Origin of the sequence: Moraxella atlantae NBRC 14588, assembly GCF_001591265.1 — a bacterium.
Lineage (GTDB): Bacteria > Pseudomonadota > Gammaproteobacteria > Pseudomonadales > Moraxellaceae > Faucicola > Faucicola atlantae.
This window is the reverse complement of the sequence record NZ_BCUL01000002.1, coordinates 18,594-41,751: the sequence shown is the minus strand read 5'-3', so window position 1 is coordinate 41,751 and position 23,158 is coordinate 18,594. Positions and strand designations below refer to the sequence as shown.

22 protein-coding genes and 1 pseudogene are annotated in these 23,158 nt (G+C 48.2%); 17 read left to right on the top strand and 6 right to left on the bottom strand.

Annotation, left to right across the window (positions count from 1 at the left end; all coding sequences use genetic code 11):
* Nucleotides 1–148: 148 nt before the first annotated feature.
* Both MA2_RS01630 and MA2_RS01625 read right to left on the bottom strand, forming a co-directional pair.
* Nucleotides 149–580 (bottom strand): annotated as a pseudogene (locus tag MA2_RS01630) (Rrf2 family transcriptional regulator); the annotation flags it as partial.
* Between the two features lie 208 nt (nucleotides 581–788).
* Nucleotides 789–1,484, bottom strand: a complete 696-nt coding sequence (locus MA2_RS01625; RefSeq protein WP_067055541.1) for a hypothetical protein — start codon at nucleotides 1,482–1,484, stop codon at nucleotides 789–791.
* A 347-nt stretch (nucleotides 1,485–1,831) separates the two neighbouring features.
* On the opposite strand from MA2_RS01625, the gene MA2_RS01620 reads away from it, so the two are divergent.
* Entirely contained in the window at nucleotides 1,832–2,137 is a 306-nt protein-coding gene (locus tag MA2_RS01620; RefSeq protein ID WP_067055538.1) for an HU family DNA-binding protein, read from the top strand.
* A 98-nt stretch (nucleotides 2,138–2,235) separates the two neighbouring features.
* Here the strand turns inward: MA2_RS01620 and MA2_RS01615 are convergent, their stop codons facing one another.
* On the bottom strand, nucleotides 2,236–2,871 hold the full coding sequence (locus MA2_RS01615) for an FxsA family protein (RefSeq protein WP_067056084.1): 636 nt from the start codon (nucleotides 2,869–2,871) through the stop codon (nucleotides 2,236–2,238).
* A 267-nt stretch (nucleotides 2,872–3,138) separates the two neighbouring features.
* Between MA2_RS01615 and ruvC the strand changes: the two genes are divergently transcribed.
* The 3 genes from ruvC to MA2_RS01600 all read left to right on the top strand — a co-directional run bounded on the left by ruvC (nucleotide 3,139) and on the right by MA2_RS01600 (nucleotide 6,243).
* Entirely contained in the window at nucleotides 3,139–3,738 is a 600-nt protein-coding gene (gene ruvC, locus MA2_RS01610; RefSeq protein ID WP_067056081.1) for a crossover junction endodeoxyribonuclease RuvC, read from the top strand.
* 246 nt (nucleotides 3,739–3,984) lie between these two features.
* Nucleotides 3,985–4,836 (top strand): formyltetrahydrofolate deformylase, encoded by an 852-nt coding sequence (gene purU, locus MA2_RS01605; RefSeq protein WP_245945385.1) that lies wholly within the window; start codon nucleotides 3,985–3,987, stop codon nucleotides 4,834–4,836.
* Nucleotides 4,837–4,884: 48 nt separating this feature from the next.
* Entirely contained in the window at nucleotides 4,885–6,243 is a 1,359-nt protein-coding gene (locus MA2_RS01600; RefSeq protein WP_067055535.1) for an MFS transporter, read from the top strand.
* Here the strand turns inward: MA2_RS01600 and MA2_RS01595 are convergent.
* Nucleotides 6,226–7,173, bottom strand: a complete 948-nt coding sequence (locus MA2_RS01595) for a DUF2628 domain-containing protein (RefSeq protein ID WP_067055532.1) — start codon at nucleotides 7,171–7,173, stop codon at nucleotides 6,226–6,228. The two genes, MA2_RS01600 and MA2_RS01595, sit on opposite strands and share 18 nt — an antisense overlap.
* 180 nt (nucleotides 7,174–7,353) lie before the next feature.
* Between MA2_RS01595 and trmB the strand changes: the two genes are divergently transcribed.
* From trmB to MA2_RS01525, 12 genes are all read left to right on the top strand, one after another.
* Entirely contained in the window at nucleotides 7,354–8,136 is a 783-nt protein-coding gene (gene trmB, locus MA2_RS01585) for a tRNA (guanosine(46)-N7)-methyltransferase TrmB (RefSeq protein WP_067055526.1), read from the top strand.
* A 150-nt stretch (nucleotides 8,137–8,286) separates the two neighbouring features.
* Nucleotides 8,287–8,715, top strand: coding sequence for a 50S ribosomal protein L13 (gene rplM / locus MA2_RS01580; RefSeq protein WP_067055523.1), 429 nt, complete (start codon nucleotides 8,287–8,289; stop codon nucleotides 8,713–8,715).
* Nucleotides 8,716–8,728: 13 nt separating this feature from the next.
* Nucleotides 8,729–9,124 (top strand): 30S ribosomal protein S9, encoded by a 396-nt coding sequence (gene rpsI / locus MA2_RS01575; RefSeq protein WP_067055520.1) that lies wholly within the window; start codon nucleotides 8,729–8,731, stop codon nucleotides 9,122–9,124.
* A gap of 539 nt (nucleotides 9,125–9,663) precedes the next feature.
* A complete protein-coding gene (gene petA / locus MA2_RS01570) occupies nucleotides 9,664–10,251 on the top strand; it encodes a ubiquinol-cytochrome c reductase iron-sulfur subunit (RefSeq protein ID WP_067055519.1) in 588 nt (195 codons plus the stop codon).
* A gap of 20 nt (nucleotides 10,252–10,271) precedes the next feature.
* The gene (locus tag MA2_RS01565; RefSeq protein ID WP_172459204.1) at nucleotides 10,272–11,492 is read left to right on the top strand and encodes a cytochrome b; all 1,221 of its coding nucleotides are present in this window, start codon (nucleotides 10,272–10,274) and stop codon (nucleotides 11,490–11,492) included.
* On the top strand, nucleotides 11,492–12,208 hold the full coding sequence (locus MA2_RS01560) for a cytochrome c1 (protein WP_067055511.1): 717 nt from the start codon (nucleotides 11,492–11,494) through the stop codon (nucleotides 12,206–12,208). The genes MA2_RS01565 and MA2_RS01560 overlap by 1 nt, the downstream gene beginning before the upstream one ends.
* 124 nt (nucleotides 12,209–12,332) lie before the next feature.
* Entirely contained in the window at nucleotides 12,333–12,995 is a 663-nt protein-coding gene (locus tag MA2_RS01555; RefSeq protein WP_067055508.1) for a glutathione S-transferase N-terminal domain-containing protein, read from the top strand.
* Nucleotides 12,996–13,029: 34 nt separating this feature from the next.
* Nucleotides 13,030–13,449, top strand: a complete 420-nt coding sequence (locus MA2_RS01550; protein ID WP_067055505.1) for a ClpXP protease specificity-enhancing factor — start codon at nucleotides 13,030–13,032, stop codon at nucleotides 13,447–13,449.
* Between the two features lie 102 nt (nucleotides 13,450–13,551).
* Nucleotides 13,552–13,818: a DNA-directed RNA polymerase subunit omega gene (gene rpoZ / locus MA2_RS01545; protein WP_067055502.1), complete on the top strand. Its 267-nt coding sequence runs from the start codon at nucleotides 13,552–13,554 to the stop codon at nucleotides 13,816–13,818.
* Between the two features lie 320 nt (nucleotides 13,819–14,138).
* Nucleotides 14,139–16,322 carry an HD domain-containing protein gene (locus MA2_RS01535; protein WP_067055496.1) on the top strand — a complete coding sequence of 728 codons (2,184 nt, stop codon included), beginning with the start codon at nucleotides 14,139–14,141 and terminating at the stop codon, nucleotides 16,320–16,322.
* 78 nt (nucleotides 16,323–16,400) lie between these two features.
* Nucleotides 16,401–16,781, top strand: coding sequence for a Rid family detoxifying hydrolase (locus tag MA2_RS01530; RefSeq protein WP_067055493.1), 381 nt, complete (start codon nucleotides 16,401–16,403; stop codon nucleotides 16,779–16,781).
* Nucleotides 16,782–16,826: 45 nt separating this feature from the next.
* Entirely contained in the window at nucleotides 16,827–19,025 is a 2,199-nt protein-coding gene (locus tag MA2_RS01525) for a primosomal protein N' (protein ID WP_067055490.1), read from the top strand.
* A 161-nt stretch (nucleotides 19,026–19,186) separates the two neighbouring features.
* On the opposite strand, the gene MA2_RS01520 is transcribed toward MA2_RS01525, so the two are convergent.
* Nucleotides 19,187–20,344, bottom strand: a complete 1,158-nt coding sequence (locus MA2_RS01520; protein WP_067055487.1) for an RNA-guided endonuclease InsQ/TnpB family protein — start codon at nucleotides 20,342–20,344, stop codon at nucleotides 19,187–19,189.
* Between the two features lie 290 nt (nucleotides 20,345–20,634).
* On the opposite strand from MA2_RS01520, the gene MA2_RS01515 reads away from it, so the two are divergent.
* Nucleotides 20,635–21,471, top strand: coding sequence for an acetoacetate decarboxylase family protein (locus MA2_RS01515; RefSeq protein WP_067055484.1), 837 nt, complete (start codon nucleotides 20,635–20,637; stop codon nucleotides 21,469–21,471).
* Nucleotides 21,472–21,599: 128 nt separating this feature from the next.
* Here MA2_RS01515 and MA2_RS01510 read toward each other — a convergent pair whose 3' ends face one another.
* Nucleotides 21,600–23,102, bottom strand: coding sequence for a lipopolysaccharide biosynthesis protein (locus tag MA2_RS01510; protein WP_067055482.1), 1,503 nt, complete (start codon nucleotides 23,100–23,102; stop codon nucleotides 21,600–21,602).
* Nucleotides 23,103–23,158 lie beyond the last annotated feature (56 nt).

Below are 23,158 nucleotides of genomic sequence, written 5' to 3'. Positions count from 1 at the left end.
TGCGGGTAGTACAGTCTTTACAATACGCGCCCTTGCTTGCTTTGCTATCGGTAGGCTTGGTGTCGCGTGCGTTGGTATAATCTGTGTCAAATTTCAGCGCAATTGGTTGTTCGGCGCTGAGCTGCTCTAAACGCTGCACATCACGCTCTTGACGCTGAGCAATTTGGCGTACATTTTGCCCAGCGATCAGCTCGGCAAGCGTGACATTGGATAAATAATCAGCGATATGCTCAGACAGGCCTGTCCACAAATCATGCGTCAAGCACATCGCGCCGTCTTGGCAATTGCCTTGCCCCTCACAGGCGCGCGCCTCGATCGATTCATCAACCGCTGCGATAATATGCATCACACTGATATCAGTAAGTGGTTTGGCAATATGATAGCCGCCTGATGCTCCGCGTGTGCTGACCACCAACCCCTGCTTACGCAATTTAGAAAACAATTGCTCAAGGTAGGAAATCGAAATCGCTTGGCGTTTGGCAATATCGGACAACGACACGGCGGCAGCGTGCTGGCTATCTTGCAACGCCAAATCCAATAAGGCGGTCACCGCATAACGCCCGCGCGTGGTTAATCTCATAACATCTCCGCTGATTGTCGTGGCTTAACTATTTACTTACATCCGTGCAATTTGATGAAGCGTATAAAAAAACAAAAACCTTCATCGCATTTGATGAAGGCTATTATAATTAAACCCGAGTTATTTAGTCAAGATTAATTCTTAGCATTTTAGTCAAGATTATCCAAGACAAATAACTACCTTAACCAACGTGTGGCAAACAAACCTATTAACGCGCCATCCACCACCAAACAATCAGCGTAATAATCCACAGTACCGCCACGACCATCAAGGCAATTTTCAACGTTTTGTTTTTGCTGTTGAGTTCGGCAATTTGGGCGTTGTGTTGGGCTTGCTCAATGGTCAGCGCGTTGATTTGGCTTTCTTGCTCACTGATGCGCGCTTTATATTCAGCGATTGCTTGTTGCTTGCTGACGGCCTGGTTTTGTGCCGCAGCGTCTGTTTGGGCAGATTTTTTGCCTTTTTTACTCACCGAGGCAATCAGCTGTTGGACAACTTGCACCACGCCAATGGTATTTAAAAAATGGGTGACTTGGGCAACGTCATCGACCTCACCGCGCATCTGTAGCGCGTCAATGGCTTTTGGTTGATCGGTAAAAATCGCCTGCGCAATTTGCCACGTAAACCCGTTAATGGTGACATCAACCTGCTGCGATGGCTGCAACTGGCTGTCAAGCAGCACACCATTGACAGTAAATGTGGCATAAAACGTCACGTGCGGCACATACGAGCGCACACACACCACCGTATTATTTTGTGCCAACGGGTACGCCGCTTGGCGCAAAGGCGCGTCAAAACGTAGCAGCAAGGTGATGATGGTTTCAACCATTGCCAACACGATATTAAGCAGCGTGTCATTCCACGTGTGGTTATGGGCTGAGGTCGGTTGGGTTGATGGATTCATCGGCTTCTCGATCGTCGGTGATTTTAACAAAATCTATTTAGCAAATTATAGGCAAAACCGTGCCCATTTTAGCAGCGTTGGCAGGCGATGCCAATCTTAGTTGGGGCTATTTGGTGCGACAATCTATGTATTTTACCTGCTAATCATCGACTTTTAACGCGCTTTTAGCGTTATTTTTACCAAAAATATGCAAAACCACACAAAAACCGCAGAAACACGCTTGTTTAGGCGCATGAGTTTACTTATAATCAAAGCCATTCGGCACCCAGCTGATACGTCATAGCAATCAGTAAATTGGTCTTAACTACCCGCTAAGCTTTGGCGAGAACTTTGGAAGGAATAAACGGATGAATAAGTCAGAATTGATTGACAGCATGGTCAAACACAGCGACGGCAAATTGGACAAAGCGCAAGCCACTGCCGGTCTAAATGCTTTTATTGATGCGGTTTCAGAAGCGATGACAAACAATGACAGCGTGTCTTTGGTTGGTTTTGGTACGTTTAGCGTAAAAGAGCGTCAAGCACGTACAGGTCGCAATCCAAAAACTGGTGAATCAATGGAAATCCCAGCTAGCCGCGTACCAAGCTTTAAAGCTGGTAAAGGTCTAAAAGACGGCGTAAACGGTGTAAACAAAGACGACGCAAACAAATAAGCATCGATCGATTTTTTGCGGTTTAAGCAAAAATTGTTCAAAAAAATCGCCCCAAACACAGAGGCGATTTTTTTATGGCTGTTTTAAGCCAAGGCTGCTCAATCGTCATTGGCAGAACGATTGACGGTTTTGGCTTGTCCATCGATGGTGGTACGCCCTAGGCGCGCGCGCGTGGTCGGGTTTGGGCGTGCATCTGGTGAGTTGCCACCAAAGCTATTGCCAAAACCACCCATGCCTGCAAACGGATTACCACCTGCACCGCCGCGCATCATCTCTTGCATACGCTGCATTTGTGCCGCGTCCATCCCTGGCATGCCTGCCATACCACCCATGCGGCTTGCCATCATCTGCATGAGTTTTTCGGGATTTTTGGTGGCATAGTCTTTGGCGGCGTTTTTGGCTTTATTTTGCACGACAGGCAGTAGCACAATCAGTGCGACAAGATCGCTTAGGATCCCTGGCAAAGCAAACAACACGCCTGCTAGACACAGGGCCAATGCGCGTACCATCGTATTTTCTTGGGGGCGCATCGCAGGGTTGAGCATTGCTGCTTGCGCCTGTGCCGCCATCGGTTTGAGCGTACCCAAGCCTTTTTTGATCAGCATGACACCGATAACAGCGGCAACGATAAACCAGCCAAATACCCACCAACCACTGATAAACTGGGCAATTAAGTACCAAACCAGCATTTCAATGATAAACCAAACAATCGCGATGCCAAGCACATTTCCAATCATCAAGCGGTATCCTTTTGGGTAAGTGTCTTAAAAATTTTTAATAGGCAAATACTTGCCGCGATTTTGCCACATCTGATTTTGCCACGTCTACGGCTATGATAAGGATAAATTTTAGTATATCAAGCTTTTAACGTGTGTGACATAGCGCCAAGTCGATTTTATTGCGTGACTGGGCAGCAAATTGTGCGCCAACATCGGCTATAATGACGACTGACGCGAATTTGGCGCGTTGTTGGTTCAATGTTCGATTTTTTAGTGGTATGTATGACAATTTTTATTGGAATTGATCCCGGTTCACGCATGACAGGCTACGGCATTGTGCAGCAAACGGGCGGTAATCTGACGTTTTTGGACGCAGGCACGATTTATACCGAATCGCCCGATATGCCCGAACGCTTGAAGCGGATTTTTTTTGGTATCTCGCGTATTGTTGAGTATTACCAAAAATACACCGATGAGCCGATGTTGGCAGCGATTGAGCAGGTATTTATGGCAGAAAATCCCGATTCGGCGTTAAAGCTTGGACAGGCGCGTGGCTCAGCGATTGCGGCGTTGGTTGCCAAAGATTTGGCGGTTGAGGAATACACGGCACGGCAAATCAAGCAAGCGGTGTGCGGTTATGGCGCGGCAGATAAGGCGCAAATTCAGGCAATGGTTGTGCGTCTGCTTGATCTCAATGTTACGCCACAAGCCGATGCGGCGGATGGTTTGGCGTGCGCGATTTGCCATGCTTACCACCAGCACAGTTTGGATAAACTGGTGATGGGGGCAAATCTACTCAATCGCGGCAGCGGACGCGGTAAGAAAAAAGGGCGTTGGCGTTTGCCTGCCGAGGCACTTGACAGCTTGGTCAAAACCTCTTAGGTCGATTGAAAAATATGATCAAGTTTTGGGCTGTTTCATCAAGTGGTCATCAAGTTGGGCTATGTTAATCGCCCTTTATGGGTTGTCCTTGATTTAAGATTGCTTAATTTTTTATAACATAAATTTTTATTTATTGTGTTTGTATTGGTTAAATTGGAATTTTTTATGAGTCAAATCTCTACTGTTTCGTCGCCTAGCTTATCAATGTCGGCTCTATCAGGATCCAACCTACCAACCATTGACGCGATGACAACCATCGTGCTGCTGATTAAATGCCAAGACCAAGCAGGCATTGTGCAAGCGGTATCAGCGGCGGTGTATCGCCATGGCGGCAATATCATCAGTCTTGATCAGTATTCAACGGCGTTGGAAGGTGGGCAGTATTTTATGCGGCTAGCATTTGCGGCGCAGGACTGGGCGCAGCAAGGCGCGGCATTTTGCGATGACTTCGCGCAAAACGTTGCACAGACGTATGCCATGGATTGGCAGGTATTTGACAGCCGTCAGCGCAAACGGGTGGCGATTTTGGTGTCAAAGGCTGACCATGCACTGCTTGATTTGCTGTGGCGTTGGCAGCGCGGGCAGTTGGCGTGTGAGATCGCGTGCGTGGTGAGCAATCATGATCATCTACGCCGCGCGGTGGAGAATTTTGGCGTGCCTTTTTACGTTGTGCCTGTGAATGGCGCGGATAAAGCCGCCAGTGAGGCTGCGCTACAGGCGTTGGTTGCTGATTGCGATTTGTTGGTTTTGGCGCGCTATATGCAGATTTTGTCGGCGGATTTTGTCGCCAATTGGTCAATGAAAATCATCAATATTCATCACTCGTTTTTGCCTGCGTTTGTCGGGGCCAATCCGTATCAACAAGCGTATGACAAGGGGGTGAAGTTAATTGGTGCAACGGCGCATTATGTCACCGCCGACTTGGATCAAGGCCCGATTATTGAGCAAGATGTGTTGCGCGTGGGGCATCGGCATAGTGTTGCTGAATTGCGCGCGCTGGGGCAAGATGTTGAGCGCAATGTTTTGACGCGTGCGGTGCGTTGGCATTTAGACAACCGTGTGATTGTGGCAGGCAATAAGACAGTGGTATTTAGCTAAAAAAGGTGTTTAGCTAGATGAGTTTTAGTTATTGGTTATTTTAAACTTATGACTGCCTTCGCGCGCCTAAACCAACGCCAGACCTTAGCTTTGCTGCTGACCTTATATTTGGCACAAGGCTTGCCTGCAGGCTTTATTACCCAAGCCTTGCCTGCCATTTTGCGCAGTTATCACGCGTCATTGGTGATGATTGGTTGGTCGGGGCTGGTCATGCTACCGTGGGCGATCAAGTTTTTGTGGTCGCCATGGGTCGATACGCATTATTCGGCGCGTATCGGGCAAGCGCGCAGTTGGATTTTGCCAACACAGCTGTTGGCGGTGGTGTTGCTTGTCGTGGTGGCGTTTTTTGAGCCGACACGCTTGCAGGACAATGCTGCTGTCGTGCAGTTGTACGTGGTGCTGTTTGGCTTAAGTCTGCTTGGTGCGACGCAAGATGTCGCCACCGATGGTTTGGCAACGCGTCTGCTAAAAGCCGATCCGAATTTACCCAGTCGTTTGACCGAACCCGACACACGCCACCAACAAAGCCAAGGCAATGCCGTGCAGGTCATTGGTTATCGCGTTGGGCTGATTGTTGGTGGTGGTCTGCTGCTGATGTGGCTTGAGCGCATCGGCTGGCGTAACGGATTTTTGGCGTTGGCGGGGTTGGTGCTGCTCAATACCATTCCAATTTGGCGTTATCGTGAGGCAGCACGAGCGGCTCAAGTTTCTAGCAATTTGACCAAGCGCTCCACCCCACCAAATTTTACCCAACTTTGGCACGCATTGCGCGAGCAGTACCGTTATTTTACGGCTCATCGTGAGCTGCGCGCATGGCTTGGGGTATTATTGACCTTTAAAATCGCTGATGGTATTTCTAGCGACATGGTCAAGCCAATGATGGTCGATAGCGGTGTGAGCCTTGCGGATATGGGGCTGTGGGTGACGGTATTGGGCGCGGCGGCATCCTTGACGGGTGCGTGGGTGGCAACGCTTGCGCTGCGTCATATCAAGCGCGATACAGCGCTGCTGTGGTTTAATGGTTGGCAAGCGCTGACAACGGGGCTATACGGGCTGGCAGCGCTAGGCTTTGCACAAGGGTGGCTACAGCATTTTGGTTGGCTGTATGCGGTCAATGCGTTGGAACATTTTTGCGCAGCGTTGGCCTTGATTGCTCTGCTCACCACCGTCATGCACTACGCACGCCTCTATCATGCAGGCAGTGACTATACGATGCAGGTGTGTTTGCTGACGGTGCTAAGCGGTGTGGCACATTTTGCCAGTGGCTATTTGGCACACAGGTTGGGCTATACAGCACATTTTGGTCTGAGTATGTTGATTGGACTGGCGTGTCTGTTGCCGATTGTGGTTTGGCGGCGTGTGGCAAGTTTTGACTCACAAGTAGCGTCATCAACGCTCGGCTGTTAGGCACTGTTTTGGCGTTTGTTTGCGGTTGAGCGATGTGACGCAGCCCCACCCTGTCTGTTTGGGGTCATCGCTTTGTCGATACATAATGAGCGTTTGTCCGTTAAGCCAGCGATTGGGAAACGGCACACCTTGCACAGTGGCTTGGATCATACAGTGGCTGGTCATTGGCACGCCATCGGCAGCGGTCAGCAGCTGCAAGCGCACGCGTTGGTTATCGGTCGAAAGCGGTGTATTGATTGGGCATTTGCCTGTGGCTTGATAAATCGCCTCGACACGGTTTTGCGCGCTATTGACGATATCATACGCCACAAACAACGTATCATTGGCTTTTTGCTTGGCATAAATCGGCAAAAACTGCACCTGAATTACCGCCAACGAAAATGCATAAAACCCAAACGCCAATGCCAAACCAACCAAACTAACACCACCGTGTTCGCGCAAATGCGCCATCTGCGCCGCTTCATCACGTGGATACAGCTCAATCGCATCGGCAATCTCACGCCGTGCCATGCGGTAATAATACGCATCTGTCCAACGCCCGACAATAACCGCCCAAAAGCCCCACACCGCAAGCCCAAGCCCGATGCGCAGCGGCATCCGCCAAGCCGCATCCAAGTCATGAATGAACAAAAACTCCGCCAACACCAACACCAACGTCATGATGAGCTGAATAAACGACCAACCTGCCACCGAATACACGATGCTATCTAAATAACGCTTGCGGTACAGCAACCACGGAAAAGTCATCAAAAAACCCGCCCAATGCCACTTGGGTGACAACCGACCTGCACGGTCAAATTCGGCAAAGCGTTTGAGATAGTATGCCTGCGAACGCTTGCCAATAAAGGCTTTGTCGTACGCCAACCGCTGTTTATCGGTCAGCTGTGCTTGCCAAAACGGCGGTGGCGACGTGGTTTCAATAAATAGCATACAAATTCAGCAAATTGTCGTTTATCTGGTGCGCGTGTCGGTTTATTGCGCCGCGCTTTTGGCATATAATAGCGCATTTTTAGCCACCGCCGCAGCTTTTTGCGTGCCCCTTGAGCGTACTTTTGTTCATTCTTACTGCTGGCTTTTGCCATTTGATGGATTAAATTTTATCAACCTATCATGTCAATCACCGACCCTACTGCACACACCGATTTACCAACCACTGCCGACAGTGACAACCGCGCTGCACTAGACAACCGTCGCCACCGTAGCATCCAAACCTTTATGAAGCGCAAAACCCACATGGGTAAAAAAGCGCAAGCAGGTTTGCAACCAGAATTTGCACGCTTTTTTGTGCAAGCTGATGACGCGCGGCAAGCATTGGACATCACAGGCATCACCGACTTACGCGCGTTATTTGCCAAATCCGATTTGCCTTTGACCTTAGAGATTGGCTTTGGCATGGGTGCAACACTGGTACAAATGGCGCAAGCTGAGCCCACACGCAACTTTGTCGGCATTGAGGTGCACGAGGCAGGCTTGGGCAACTGCGCGTATCTGGCAGGGCAAGCAGGGCTGACCAATCTAAAGCTGATTGCAGGCGACGCGATTACCCTACTTAAACAGCTACCTGCCGCCCATATCGACACGCTGCAGCTGTACTTCCCCGACCCATGGCCCAAAAAACGACACCACAAACGCCGCTTTGTTCAGCCTGAACGCATGGCAATCGTCAGTCGTGCACTCAAGCCAAACGGTTATTTTCATGCCGCCACTGATTGGGCACAATACGCTGAAGATATGCTGATTGTGCTTGATCACATGCCCGAATTTTGTAACGTGGCAGGTCAAGGTCAGTTTTTACCGCGCCCCGATTTTCGCCCTTTAACCAAGTTTGAGCAGCGCGGTATCAATGAAGGGCGCGAAATTTTTGATGTGTTATATCAAAAACTTGCCGATTGATCTTGCCGTATTTTGGCAAAGTATTTGCCAAGAATATTTTTGCTAGGTGCTTGCAACAAGACAAACAAGTGCCTATAATATGCGTTCGAATTTTGAGAGCCCTCGTTTCCCAGACATCCCTCTCAACATTATCCTTAAAAGGTTTTTAACATGAAAACTATCAGTGCTAAACCACATGAAGTGACGCACGACTGGTATGTCGTGGACGCTGAAGGTAAAACGCTCGGTCGCTTGGCAAGTGAAATTGCAACTCGCCTTCGTGGTAAGCATAAGCCTTCATACACACCGCACGTTGATACTGGCGATTACATTGTCGTCATCAACGCGGACAAAATCGCGGTAACTGGCAAAAAAGCGCAAGACAAAAAATATTACCGCCACACTGGTTATCCTGGAGGTATCAAGGAAACCAACTTTACCAAACTGCTGGCGCACAAGCCAGAAGACGTGCTACACAAAGCCGTTAAAGGTATGTTGCCAAAAGGTCCGCTTGGCTATGCCATGATTAAAAAACTTAAACTTTACGCTGGTAGCGAGCACCCACATGGCGCGCAACAGCCACAAGTCTTAGATATCTAATTAGGAGCATCGCATGGCAACAGCAGATCGTAACTACGGCACAGGTCGCCGTAAAACCTCAACCGCACGTGTATTTTTGTCATCAGGTACTGGTAAAATCACTGTAAACGGTAAGCCACTTGAGCAATACTTTGGTCGTGAAACGTCAGTGATGGTAGTACGTCAGCCTTTAGAACTGCTTGACGCTGCCGACAAATATGACATCTATGTCACCGTCAAAGGCGGTGGTATCAATGGCCAAGCAGGTGCAATCCGTCACGGTATCACCCGTGCTTTGATTGACTCTGATGAAACATTGAAACCTGCCCTAAAAGAAGCTGGTTTTGTGACTCGTGACGCGCGTGAAGTTGAACGTAAAAAATTGGGTCTACGTAAAGCGCGTAAACGTCCACAATTCTCAAAACGTTAATCGAATTTTTTGTAACGTTTTTTGCTTGTTTCAAAAAACCCTTGTGTCTAACGCAAGGGTTTTTTTATTTCGCTTATATTTTCGTACGAAAACAGCGCGTAACATTTATTTTACGCCCAAAATAGCTTAAAATAGCCGAGATTAGCGAAATTTAGACGCGATGACGGTAGAATTTAGCCCACTTCTGCTTTAAAATAGCCTTAGAAATAGTGTGGATTTAGCAACGGTGTAGCAATATACCGTCATGTAACCCAAATTGATTTAACGCCGCGTCGATTGCACAACCTATCTTTACCATGCGTTTGCCTGATTTGACTGCAACACGGTCGCAGATGGACGCGATGGCATTGCCCGTTTGATTTAGTGGCTATTGGTTGAATGTTAGATAAAGCCGCTGAACCTAATACAGCAGACTTACATCTGTTTAGTTAAAACGCGAGTTAAACGATAAAACGGCGACCCAGCTAGCTGCCCTACTCGATCCGTCGGGCAAGGCACATACAGCAAGGTGTTGCGGCGTTAATTTGGAGGAATAATTAATGAACCATGCCGAAGGCGTCGATGTCAAACGTCGAAGAGTATTGATCGCCACAACGGCGGCGATGGGCGCGGTTGGAGTGGGTGCGATTGCTACCCCATTTGTGCGCTCATGGTATCCAAGTGCCAAAGCGGAAGCGGCGGGTGCGCCCGTAACTTATGACACCAGCTCAATCGAGTCAGGTCAAATGGTGGTGGTCAAGTACCGCGGTAAGCCTATTTATATTGTCAATCGCACCAAACAGATGATGGACGATTTGTCCAAGATGGATCCGTTGTTGGTTGATCCAACGTCTGATGGCTCAGTGCAGCCTGATTATTGCAAAAACCCAACTCGCTCACGCGATGGTTCTAACATCTTAGTGTGTGAAGGGGTGTGTACGCATCTAGGCTGTGCACCAAGCTTTCGTCCCGAGGTGGGCGCAGCAGATTTGGGCGGCAGCAGCTGGTTGGGCGGCTTTTTTTGCCCGTGTCATGGTTCAAAGTACGATTTGGCAGCGCGTGTGTTTAAAAACGTGCCTGCGCCGCGTAACTTGGCGATTCCCGACTATAATTTTAGCGGCACAATCTTGACGGTGGGAGTGTCATAATGAGCATGGGTAAACGTTTTATGCATTGGGTGGACGCGCGTTTTCCTGCGACTGAAACCTATGAATACCACATGTCAAAATATTACGCGCCAAAAAACTTTAACTTTTGGTATTTCTTTGGCGTGTTGTCAATGGTGGTATTGGCAAACCAACTGGTTACTGGTATCTGGCTTACCATGATGTTCAACCCAAGCGCCGAAGGGGCGTTTGCATCGGTTGAATATATCATGCGCGATGTGCAAGGTGGCTGGTTGATTCGCTACATGCACTCAACAGGTGCGTCGGCGTTTTTCGTTGTGGTGTATTTGCACATGTTCCGCGCACTGCTGTACGGTTCATACAAAAAACCACGTGAATTGGTCTGGTTGATTGGTATGGGTATTTACCTGTGCTTGATGGCAGAAGGTTTCTTTGGCTATTTGCTACCTTGGGGTAACATGTCATTCTGGGGTGCACAGGTTATTTTAAACTTACCTGCTGCAATTCCTGTGATTGGCGATGCGCTTGGTGAGTGGATCAAGGGTGACTATATCATCTCAGGTATCACGCTAAACCGTTTCTTTGCCCTGCACGTGGTTGCCATTCCGTTGATTTTGGTTGGTTTGGTATTTGTTCACTTGGTGGCATTGCACCATGTTGGTTCAAATAACCCCGATGGTATTGATATCAAACGCTTAAAAGATAAAAACGGTGTGCCGCTTGATGGCGTGGCGTTCCATCCATATTACACTGTGCATGACATGGTGGGTATTGTGGTATTCTTTATGGTGTTCTTCTCGGTGGTGTTCTTCTTCCCAGAAGGGGGTGGTTATTTCCTTGAGCCACCAAACTTTGAGGCCGCTAACCCACTTAAAACACCGCCACACATTGCGCCTGTTTGGTATTACACGCCATTTTACGCTATGTTGCGTGCTACTCCCTCAATGTTTGGCTCAGCGTTGCCAGGTGTCTTGGTGATGGGTGGCGCGATTGCAATTTTGTTTGTTTTGCCATGGCTTGACCGTTCGCCTGTGCGCTCGATTCGCTACAAAGGTTGGATGTCACATGTGGCTTTGACAATCTTTGTGATAAGCTTTTTGGTATTGGGTTATTTGGGTGCAACCCCTGCTAGTGATTTATCTACCATCATCGCACGGGTATGTACAATTTTGTACTTCTTGTTCTTTATCTTGATGCCGTTTTACACCTCGATTGAAACGTGTAAGCAGCCACCTGAACGTGTCACTGGAGGTCATCATTAATGAAAACGTTGCAAAAAACTTTAGCAGGCGTTGGCTTGGCGGTGGCAATGGCAGCAGGTGCCAGTAGTGCACATGCGGCTGAAGGGCATGGTTGCGGCAGTTATACCGATGCCGCAGGCAAAGAGCATGAGCTACAATGCGAAAAAGCGCCTGTGGATCTGACCAATAAAGCCTCTATTCAGCGTGGTGCATCGCTGTTCATGAGTTACTGTGTGGGCTGTCATAGCGCGCAATATGTGCGCTACTCAAAGATGTACAAAGACTTGGACATCCCTAAAGAGTTGGTTGAAAAGTACCTCATGGTGACTACCGACCAAGTCGGTGATCATATCACTGCTGGGATTGACCCTGAGCTTCAAAAAGGCTGGTTTGGTGCTCAGCCACCTGATTTATCTTCAGAGACACGTCTGCGTGGCGAAGATTGGGTATACACCTACCTACTTGGCTTTTATGAAGACCCAAGTCGTCCATGGGGGGCTAATAACCTCGTACTGCATAACGTCGCTATGCCGTTTGTATTGCATGATATGCAAATGAACACCTCAAAAGAAGAGTATCGCCAAAACATCGGCGATATCGTAAACTTTATGGCGTGGCTAGCAGAACCAATGGCACACAAGCGCAAGGTAATTGGTGTGTATGTTTTGGTATTCTTGCTGTTGTTATTCATCCCTGTGTATTTCTTGAATAAAGAATTCTGGAAAGATGTAAAATAAATTACATCTACACACACAACAAGGCAGCTTCGGTTGCCTTGTTTATTTTTGACACGGTATAACTTGTCAAAGACCATCAAATACGCTAGGCTAATGCTTTTGCACCCTAAGTTTATACCATTGCATGCTGCCGCCCCTGTCTAATACGCCAATTTTATATGCCGATGATGGTTATCTGAGTCATCAAGTGCGTTTGGCATTGCTGGAAAAACAAATTGGCTTTGATGAAGTGCGCGTGCCTGCAATCGAGGTACCGTTGATCGATGAGGATGAGGATGCGCCCGACCCAACGGCATTTAGCCGTGAGGATTTAGCGGACTTAAACCCGTACAATACTCTGCCCGTGTTGGTGGTCAAAGAACTGGTACTGTACCACAATGCAGTGATTTTTGAGTATTTAGAAGAACGTTATCCCGCGTATAGACTGCTGCCCGAAACGCCCACTACGCGTGCGCAATACCGCCAACTGATGTGGCGTATTGAGCAAGACTGGTTACAGCTTGCCGATGTGCTACTGACCCACGCTGACACGCTAGATGCTACACGTGCGCAAGCGGCACGAAAATCGCTGACGGATTCTTTGGTCACACTTGCACCGCTGTTTGCCCATCGGGTGTATTTTTTGTCCGATACCTTTGGGCTGTGTGATTGCTTGCTTGCGCCGATGTTATACCGTCTGCCTGCAATGCAGATTACCCTACCGCCGACATTGTGCCGTCCACTGCTCAATTACTGCGCGCGCGTATTTGCTCGCCCGACGTTTCAGGCAAGTATAACGACTCGCTAGACATTATTGTTTACTCCTATTTTAAGAGATAATCATGGATAATTTAACCCCAACCCGTCCTTACATGATACGCGCTATCTTTGCATGGCTAGAAGACAACGCGCTGACCCCGTATATCATGGTGGATGCGACCTACCCCAACACACAAGTGCCGACTGAGCATGTGCAAGATGGCAAAATTGTGCTCAATATTGCCAGCCAAGCCACGGGCAATCTGCAAATCAACAATGATTACATCCACTTTTATGCGCGCTTTGGTGGTGTATCGCGTGAGATTTGGCTACCAATCGCGGCGGTGATGGGCATTTATGCCAAAGAAAACAACGCCGTGGGTACGTTTTTTGACCCCAACGAGTATGCCAACTACACACCAGCGACTGAGGACAGCGCGCCTAAAACCCCTACCAGCCGTCCAAAACGTGCCAATACGGCAGGCTTAAAGATCATTAAATAATTTGCTAAGCCTGTTGGCGAGTCCAAAAACCAACTGGATTTTGATAGCAAAGTTTGCTATGCTAAGCGATTAGCCAAATTTAGCTCAACGGTGGAGGTTACGATGGCGCGAGTAACGGTAGAAGATTGTTTGGACAATATCCATAATCGTTTTGATTTGATTTTGGTTGCCAGTAAGCGCGCGCGTCAATTGGCTCGCGGTGTGTCTGAGCCGATGGTCGAACGCGAAAACGACAAACCGACTGTCATTGCGCTGCGCGAAATCGCTGAAGGCTTGGTGAACAAAGATATTTTGAGCCAACCTGAGCGTGAATTGCCAAAATCTTTTGATGAGCTTAATTTTACGATTTCAAGCGGACAGCCGTTTTAAGCCAATCTATTTGAAACGCTGATCAGCTAAACCCCCACAGTGAGTGGGGGTTTTTTATCAACGAAATTTGGCGTTTTTGGTGCGTCGGTACAGTTTTACTTGACTTTTGTACCAAAATGCGATTAATTAAGATATCCTTTTGCTGTCTTTTTATGGCTTGCATATACAGTGGCAGCTTGGTTTTGATGGCTGATTGAAGCACGTTGCTGGAATAAGCTGGGATACAATTTATTGCAAGATACTTTGCTTAGCACAGATTTAAAACTGAGCGCAGGTTTGGGCGCGTATGCTATCGCTGCATTGCTTGATGGGGAGATTTGATGCCAACCATATTGCCAAAGCGTAGTCACCCCGAGGTGGATGCCGCGCAACACGATTTAATGCGCCTATTGGGTTATTTGTCGGCGGCCGACCGCGAACAGGTGCTGCGCGCGTGTGCGTTTGGCGATGCAGCGCACATCCATGACAAGCGCAAATCTGGCGAGCCATATATCACCCACCCGATCGCGGTGGCAGAGATTTTGGCAAGTTTTCGTATGGATGTGCAAACGCTGGTGGCGGCAATTTTGCATGACACGGTGGAAGACACAGCGGTGACTGAAGCCGACATCAAGGCACAGTTTGGTGCGGATGTGGCGCAAATCGTCAATGGTGTGACCAAACTTAAATCCTCCAACGAAAAACACATCAACAAAGCCAATACGTTTTATAAAATCATCACTGCCACGCTAGAAGACCCGCGCGTGCTGATTGTTAAACTTGCCGATCGCTTGCACAATATGAGCACGATTGACGCGGTGCCCGAAAAAAAACAACGATCGACCGCACAAGAAACGTTAGATTTTTATGTGCCATTTGCGCGTATTATGGGGCTAAATGACTTAGCCGATTATATTGAAATTTTGTGCTACCGCAGCCTAAACGCTGCCATGTATTACAAGCTGTCAGATAAGCTATTACAACATGGTTTGGGACGTGCCTTTCAGCGTGAATCCATTCATAATTATTTAAATATCGTTTTAAATCGGCTCAATGTCAAAGGCTATGTCAAAGATGTTGATAACCGTGTGACGTTGTTTCGCCAGTTTTTTAAAAATCGCGGTGAAATCAATGATTTGCTGTGGCGGCATGAGTTTATGCTTGTGATGGATGAAATCGACCATTGTGACCGCGTTGCCCGTTATCTCACCGAAAAATACCAAATCCCTGCTCACCAAATTGAAGACCATATTCGCCATCCACAAGCAGGTGGTAACCAGTCTTTGACATTAACTTATCACACCGAACAAAATACCATCAAAATCAAGATCTTAACCAAAACCATGCTTAAGACCACGCGGTTGGGTATTTTGATGGGTGAGGAGGCGTCGTACCTGAGCCGTAGCGTTATTCAAGCGTCGCTACGTAACCTGCAAAACCTGATTCACGAACATGCCGTTGATGACACCATGCCCAATGAGGCGGTGGCGGTGGTAGATAAACTGATTGATTATTTGCACGAGCGTAAAATTATCTGCTATACACCCAAAGGCGATGCGTATGAGTTACCGCGCGGCTCAACAGCATTAGATTTTGCCTTTGCGGTCAGTAGTAGCCTTGCTATGCACGCCACAGGTGCAAGTATCAACGGGCATAAGGCAAAACTTGGCACAGTGCTCAAAACGGGGCAAACCGTGCAACTAGACACAGATGCCAAAGCCGAGCCCAAAGCCGAATGGCTGGGTTTTGTTGCCACCAACAAAGCACGGCGCGTGCTGTTTGAATGGCTCAAAGGCTTGACAGCAGAACAACGCCAAGCCCAAGGGCAAGCGGCATTTGCGCGCGCATTGACCAATCAAGGCTTGGATATCACAAAACTTGATGACAGCGCGTGGCAAAAATTGCTCAGCTGGCGCGGACTTGCCGATAAAACCGAGCTGTTTGAAGAGCTCACCACGGGCAAGCTATTGCCACAAATTGCGGTGTCTTGGCTTTTGACTCCCGAACAGCTTGCCGAAAATCAAGCCCATGCCCATGCCGACCACCAACCACAAAGCCTAATTAGCGACGCGCCAGGAATGGAAGCAACACTGTCAAGCTGCTGTCATCCAATTTATGGTGACCCGATTGTTGGGCATTTGTCAAAAAATGGCTTGGTGGTGCACCGCCACAAGTGTTTTTCAATTGATGAAATCCGTAAGATCAACGACTATCAAGTCATTCCGCTACACTGGCGGCAGACAAGTGAGACAGACGCGCTCAACCAACGCGTGTACTTTGACGCAGCGTTGCGTATCCATCAGCGGCTGACCGATGAGCAAGTCAGTGAGGTGATTTTTTTGGTGCGTGAGGTCAATGCAGGCTTTGAGAGTATTGAACACCGCGCAGGCTATAGCTTATTGTTTGTCGTGGTACAAAGCCGCGAGCAGTTGGCGCAGCTGATTTTACGTCTGCGCACGTATTTGGGCTATCCCAACATTCAACGCCTGTACCAATGGAATGACGAAGTCGCTGCCATGGCATAATGGTACATTCCAAATAAGCTATTTCGCGTATTGCATATTGATAAATACAGTTTTTTATACGTTTAAAAGGATTAATTTATGAGCCGTGAGATTATCCAAACTGACAACGCACCTGCCGCCGTCGGCACGTATTCACAAGCCGTTAAAGTTGGACAAACCGTGTATGTATCGGGGCAAATCGGGCTTGATCCCAAAACCATGCAGTTAGCGCAAGGCTTTGAAGCACAGGCGCGTCAGGTGCTTGATAACATCGCGGCAATTTGCCAAGCAGCAGGCGGTTCATTGGCAGATGTGGTCAAATTCAATGTATCTTTGACGGATTTAGCTGATTTTGACGCATTAAACAAACTTTTTGTTGAGCGTTTGATCGCACCCTATCCTGCGCGTGCGGCGGTGCAAGTTGCAGCCTTGCCCAAAGGCGCGGTGGTTGAAATCGAGGCGATTTTGCACTTAGCTTAAGGTGCTTTGTCTAAGATTAAGCAGCACTTTTTAAACCCCTTAGCCATGCTAATTCAAGTGGCGTTGCCCGTGCCGCTGTATCGGGTATTTGATTATCGTACTGACGCGGTGCGACCACCTGTTGGTGCGCGTGTGCGTGTGCCGTTTGGGCGGCAATCTTTGGTCGGCATTGTGGTCGCGCATATTGACCACAGTGAGCTTGCGCCCGAAAAAATCAAAGCCGTGCAAGAGGTGCTCGACACGCAGCCGCTGCTTGATGATGGCATGCGTGAGTTTGCCGCGTGGTTGGCGCAATATTACCATTATCCGCTCGGCGATGTGTACGCGGTGATGTTGCCGACGCTGTTGCGTCAAGGCGCAGCGTTGAATTTTAGCGAGCGTTATTGGCAACTGGCGCGCGCTTTGCAAGACGGTGATATCAGCCGCCGCGCCCATAAGCAGCGTGAACAATTTGCTTTGTTTGAGATGCTCAGCCGTGATGCGCCTATTGCCGAATCGCAAGCCTTGGCGGCAGGTGTTGAGCGCAAATTTTTGCAAGATTTTAGCGAAAAAGGTTTATTAACATCACATTGGCGCGTGCCCGAAAAACCTGCCCCTATTACCGAAGTGGTAAACAGCCTGACGCTCAATGCTGACCAACAACGCGCTGTTGATGCCATCACTGAGGCTTATCACACGGGCGGTTATCACGGTTTTTTACTCAATGGGATCACAGGCAGCGGCAAAACCGAGGTCTATCTACAAGCCATGACCAATGTGCTGGCAGCAGGGCAGCAGGTGCTGATTTTGGTGCCTGAAATCGGCTTAACACCGCAGACACGCCAACGTTTTGCCGAGCGTTTTGCTACTGATGTGCTGATGCTGCATTCGGGGCTGACCGACAATGCGCGTCTGCAGGGGTGGCAAGCGTGCCGCGAGGGCTTTGCCCAAATTATCATCGGTACGCGCTCTGCGGTGCTATATCCGTTTGCCAATCTTGGCATGATTATCGTCGATGAAGCGCATGATCTGTCCTATAAGCAACAAGATACGTTGCGTTATCATGCCACTGATGTTGCCTTGTACCGCGGGTTTAAACGCGGTATTGTCGTGGTGTTAGGCACGGCAACGCCATCGCTTGAGAGCCTTGCGTTGGTGCAACAGGGTAAACTTGATGAGCTAACTCTGACGGCACGCGCAGGTAATGCCCAGCTTGCACCCATGCAAATTGTCGATGCACGGCAATACAAATCTCAGCATGGTCTAGCCAGTAGCGTTATTGCCGCGATGCAGCGCACGCTGGCTGATGGCGAGCAAGTCTTGGTATTTCTTAATCGGCGTGGCTATGCGCCAATTTTGCTGTGCGCGGCGTGTGGTTGGCAAGCCGATTGCCCACGCTGTGACGCGCATTTGACCGTGCATTATACGCCTGCGGCGCAGCTAAAATGCCACCATTGCGACTGGCAGCAGATGATTCCGTCTGCCTGTCCCGTGTGCAACAGCCCCAATCTTGACCCAATGGGTATGGGCACGGCACGGCTGGTTGAGGGTTTACAAGAACTATTTGCAGACACGCCGATTATTCAGATTGATCGCGATACTACGCGGCGTAAAGACAGCTGGCAGCGGCTGTATCAGCAAATTCACGATGAGCCATCGGCGATTTTGGTCGGCACGCAGATGGTGGCGAAAGGTCATCATTTTGCCAATGTCACGCTGGTGGTGATGCCAAATGCTGACCGCGGCTTTTTATCGGCGGATTTTCGCTCACCTGAGCACACCGCACAGCTGATAGTACAGGTAGCAGGACGCGCAGGACGCGCCGATAAAGCAGGGCGCGTGCTCATCCAAACCGTGCAGCCTGAGAACCCTGCCCTACTCACCTTGGTGCGGCATGGTTATTTGGCATTGGCGCAGCAGCTGTTGGCAGAGCGCAAAATGTTGGGCTTGCCGCCCTATCGCCACGCCTGCTTGGTGCGCGCCGAAAGCAAAACGCTGGCCAAAAACCACCAAGCGTTGAGTGATGCGCGCCAGTTGCTTCCACGGTCTGAGCAGTTAAGTGCGCTTGGCGTGAGTGTGTCACCGATTATTGACGCACCGATGACCAAAAAAAATAGCCGCTATCATTCGCAATTACTTCTGCTAAGCCAAAACCGCGCCACTTTGCATGATTTATTGAACCAATGGTGGGCACAAGTTTTGGCGATGCCTTCTGCCGCTTATATGCGCCTCTCGTTAGATATTGACCCCGTCGGCTGGGGCTAATATTTTTTCCATATACCGTTCCGAAAAACCTACCTAAATCTACCAAATGGCAAAATTAGCGTTTTCTTTCTACTTCACCGTTGTTTGCTCTCGCCATTGGGCTAAAGTCTTACATCAACTCCATAGACTGACACGGTGGAACTCACCGCCTTATTAACTGCCTAGACAGTTAAAACTTTTGTTGCATTGTTCAAAATATTGATACTGGCGTTTATGTCACGGTCATGTTGGGTGTGACAGCTAGGGCATTGCCAGTTGCGCACATTCAAGGTCAAATCCGCTTTAGCCATGATAAAGCCACAATTTGAGCAGGTTTTACTTGAGGGGTAAAATCTATCCACTTCTTTAACGACTTTGCCCCATTGATTGGCTTTATAAATCAACTGGCGTTTAAACTCATAAAAACCTAAATCACTAATCGCCCTAGCCAATTTACGGTTACGCACCATACCACTTACATTCAAATCCTCAATGCAAATGGTGTCGTATTCTTTGACTAAGTGAGTAGTTAGCTTGTGGGTAAAATCCTTGCGGATATTGCCAATTTTGGCGTGTAATCGTGATAGCTTGGTTTTCGCTTTGGCACGATTGTTTGAGCCTTTTTGTTTACGACTAAGCTGTTTGCTTAGACGTTTGAGTTTTTGCAATTGCTGTTTAAGCGGTTTGGGTGCTTGGATTTTTGTACCGTCTGATAACACGGCTAAGTCGGTAATGCCTAAGTCTATGCCAACTGCTTTACCTGTTTTGGGTAGTGGCGTGATAATATCTGCCAATTCAATAGCAACACTAACAAACCAATCACCGCCTTTCTTAAAGATTTTAGCCGATAGGATTTTACCGTGATAACGTAGCGGTTCAGACATACGCACCCAACCCAAATTAGGGATTTTTATACGCTTGCCGTCAATTCTAAATTGGTCGTTGGATAGGCTAAATCTATCATCAACGCCTTTTTTGCGAAATTGTGGGTATTTGGCTTCCCCTTTAAAAAAGCGTTTAAATGCGTCCCCTAACTGCATGATGGCAAGTTGTGGACTACATTTAGTGACTTCTAGCATAAAGGGAAATTGGGTGCGTTTGATGGCGTTCAGCTGTTTACGCAGTTTGCCTTGTGAGGGTTTGTTTAGTTTAGTGCTGTCAATTTCGATACCGTTTGCTAGGCAGTCGTCACGGTAGGTCTTATCCGCTTGATATTGGTTTTGCCATTCTGCCAATGCCCAGTTATAGGCAAGGCGAGCCACGCCGCAAGCTTTTGCAAAGTAGGTGGCTTGTTTGTCTGTTGGGTCAAGTCGAATAATGTGTCCACGAATGACTGTCATTCTAAAACCTCTTTGACGGCGTTGAGATAGACACACCTAACTGCTGTGAAGCTTGATTGATACTTGTTAATCTATTCATAATAGGTATTATTGCATATATTTAAGTAGATTTCAATAAACAGTTAGTAACCCTTTCAGCCAAAACGCCTTAAACGCAGCCATAACACAGTCACAACACGGTGTAACGCAATTTTGTTTTACACTGATTTTTCATTGTTTTAAGCATAAATTGCTAAATTACTTAATAAAATTTTTGATAAACCTTACAAGATTAAAAACAGGAACCCCGTATGCACAAGACCAATCAATGGCAATATGACCCGTTTTTTCAACAAACCGTCAAGGCAAAAACCCTAAGCACAGGTGACGTTAATCACCTACCCGTCAAATACTTTGACGCATCAAGCCTGATTGCATTTTTTTTGGTTGATTACAAAAAGGCGCAACAAGTCGTCCACAGTCACCAAGTTGAGGTCGTCAAATTACCGCGCAATAAAGCTTTGTTTAGCGTGGCGTTTTATGACTATCGTGAACTGACTGATGGCAATCCGTATTTTGAGGTCGCGCCTGTAATTTTGGTGCAGCCCAAACAAAAAGGCTATCATGGCAAATCTAAATTGCCACTGCTTGACATGATGCTACCGACTGACCGCCGCAATACAGGCTTTTGGGTGGTCGATTTGCCTGTGACTGACAAACTGGCGTGCGTGGCAGGCGTTGAAGGTTGGGGCTATCCCAAATTTGTCACCAGTATTGATTTTAAACTCAGCGATGATGGCTTTATGGGCGCGGTCAAACATCCGCGCGATGACACACAAGATATTGTGCGTTTGCAAGGGCAATTTGGCAATAGTGTGCCTGCGCCATGGTCGGATTTGGTGCTATATTCTGAACTAGATGGCAATTTGATCCGCGCAACGTCCAACACGCGCACCTTAAACGGGGCAAAACTTGCTGGTAAAGGCAATTTTGTCTTGCAGGTGGGCAAATCAACCCATCCGATGGCGCAGCGGCTACGCAAATTGGGGCTAGATGGTGCAAGCCCGTTATCGGTGACTTATACCGACAGCCTACAGCTACGCTTGAATGAAGGTGTGGTATTTGGGCAAGCGTTGCCAACCCACTAAACCCTAAAAAAGTTTTATAGTCACTTGACAAAACAAAAAAATTGAAAAATAAAAAAGACAGGTGCCGGCTACGCCTGTCTTTATTGGTTGTTGCGCGTTGGTTACTGACATGTAATCCGTATCAACGCTTAGCCGATCACTGGCAAGCGGTGTTTGATTTTTGCCCAAACAGGCAGCAATAGCTTGCGCTCTGTATAGCCCAGCAACACCATATAGGCGATCAGCCACGCATTTGACCACCAAAACGCATAATCTGACCACACCACCAATACACTTGCCACCACCATCGCCGCTAGCAATGCACCCACTTTTTTGACCCGATATGCGATAGGGTAAAAACGCTGCCCCAAGGCGTATGAGATGACCATCATCGCGGCATACACAGCAAGCGTAATCCATGCCGATGCCATAAAACCAAACCGCGACAGCAGCAGCAGATGCAGTATGATCGTCAAGCCTGCGCCAACCCACGAAATCGCTGAACCCACCAACGTGCGGTCGGTGACTTTGTACCACGTTGAGAGATTATAATAAATGCCAAAACACAAATTGGCGATGACGATAATCGGCACAATCCCAATTGCCGTCCAATAGCTGGCATCAGTGATAAATAAACGTTTTAGCCAGCCAATGTTGGCAATAATCGCAAGTGCGACCACCGAAGCAAACAGCGCAAAGTATTCTGTCATCCGTGCGTAAGTTTGCTTAGCATCCGCCGACTGCATCTGCTTAAACAAAAACGGCTCAATACCCATGCGATACGCGGTGACAAACAACGTCATCAATACCGCAAGCTTATAACAGCCGCCATACGCGCCTGCATCGGCTTTATCAATCAAATAATACTGAATGATTTTGTCAAAATTTTCATTGACCATGAACGCCAGCCCTGCCAGCATCACAGGATACGAATAGGCAATCATCTGACGAAACAGTGCGCGATCAAAGCGCAGGCGTACACGCGCAACAATCGGCAGCAGCATAACAAAGGTGGCGATACTGGCAAGCAAATTGGCATAAAATGGATACGCAACTTGGGCAGTCAGGCCAAGTGATGCCGCGATAGACGGTGGCACCACGGTAAACAGGGCGATAACCACCGCCGTTTGCAGCACGATTGCTATCACGCGCACCAGTGAATAGCGCACAGGATAGCCATAAAAACGCAGCCAAGCAAATGGCAGCATACACAGTGCGTCAAAAAACGCGATCCATGCCATCCAACGGACAAACTCAGGATTTGCGCCATAATCAAGTACATTCGCCAGTGGTTGATTCAACCATAAAACGCTGATCAAAAACGTGCTGGCAAGCCCTGCAACGAACCAAAACGCTGTGTTAAACACGCGCGATTCTTGCGCAATGGCGGCCTGCTTGGCAGCTTGGGCGTCGACTGATTGATCAAGGTTGTTTTTGACTGCCGCAAAACGAAAATACGCCGTCTCAAAACCAAAGGTCAGCACAATATTGACAAACGCAATCCACGCGTACAGGCTGGTGAACACCGCAAACGCCTGCTTATCAATGTAATGAATATATAGCGGATTGAGCAAAAACGTGATCACACGCGGCAAAATCGCGCCAATGCCATAAATCAGCGTTTCACCCAATAGGCGTTTAACGTTTACCACGGTTACTTGTTACCCAGCTGCTTATTACCCTAGCCCACCAGACAAAATCAGCGAAA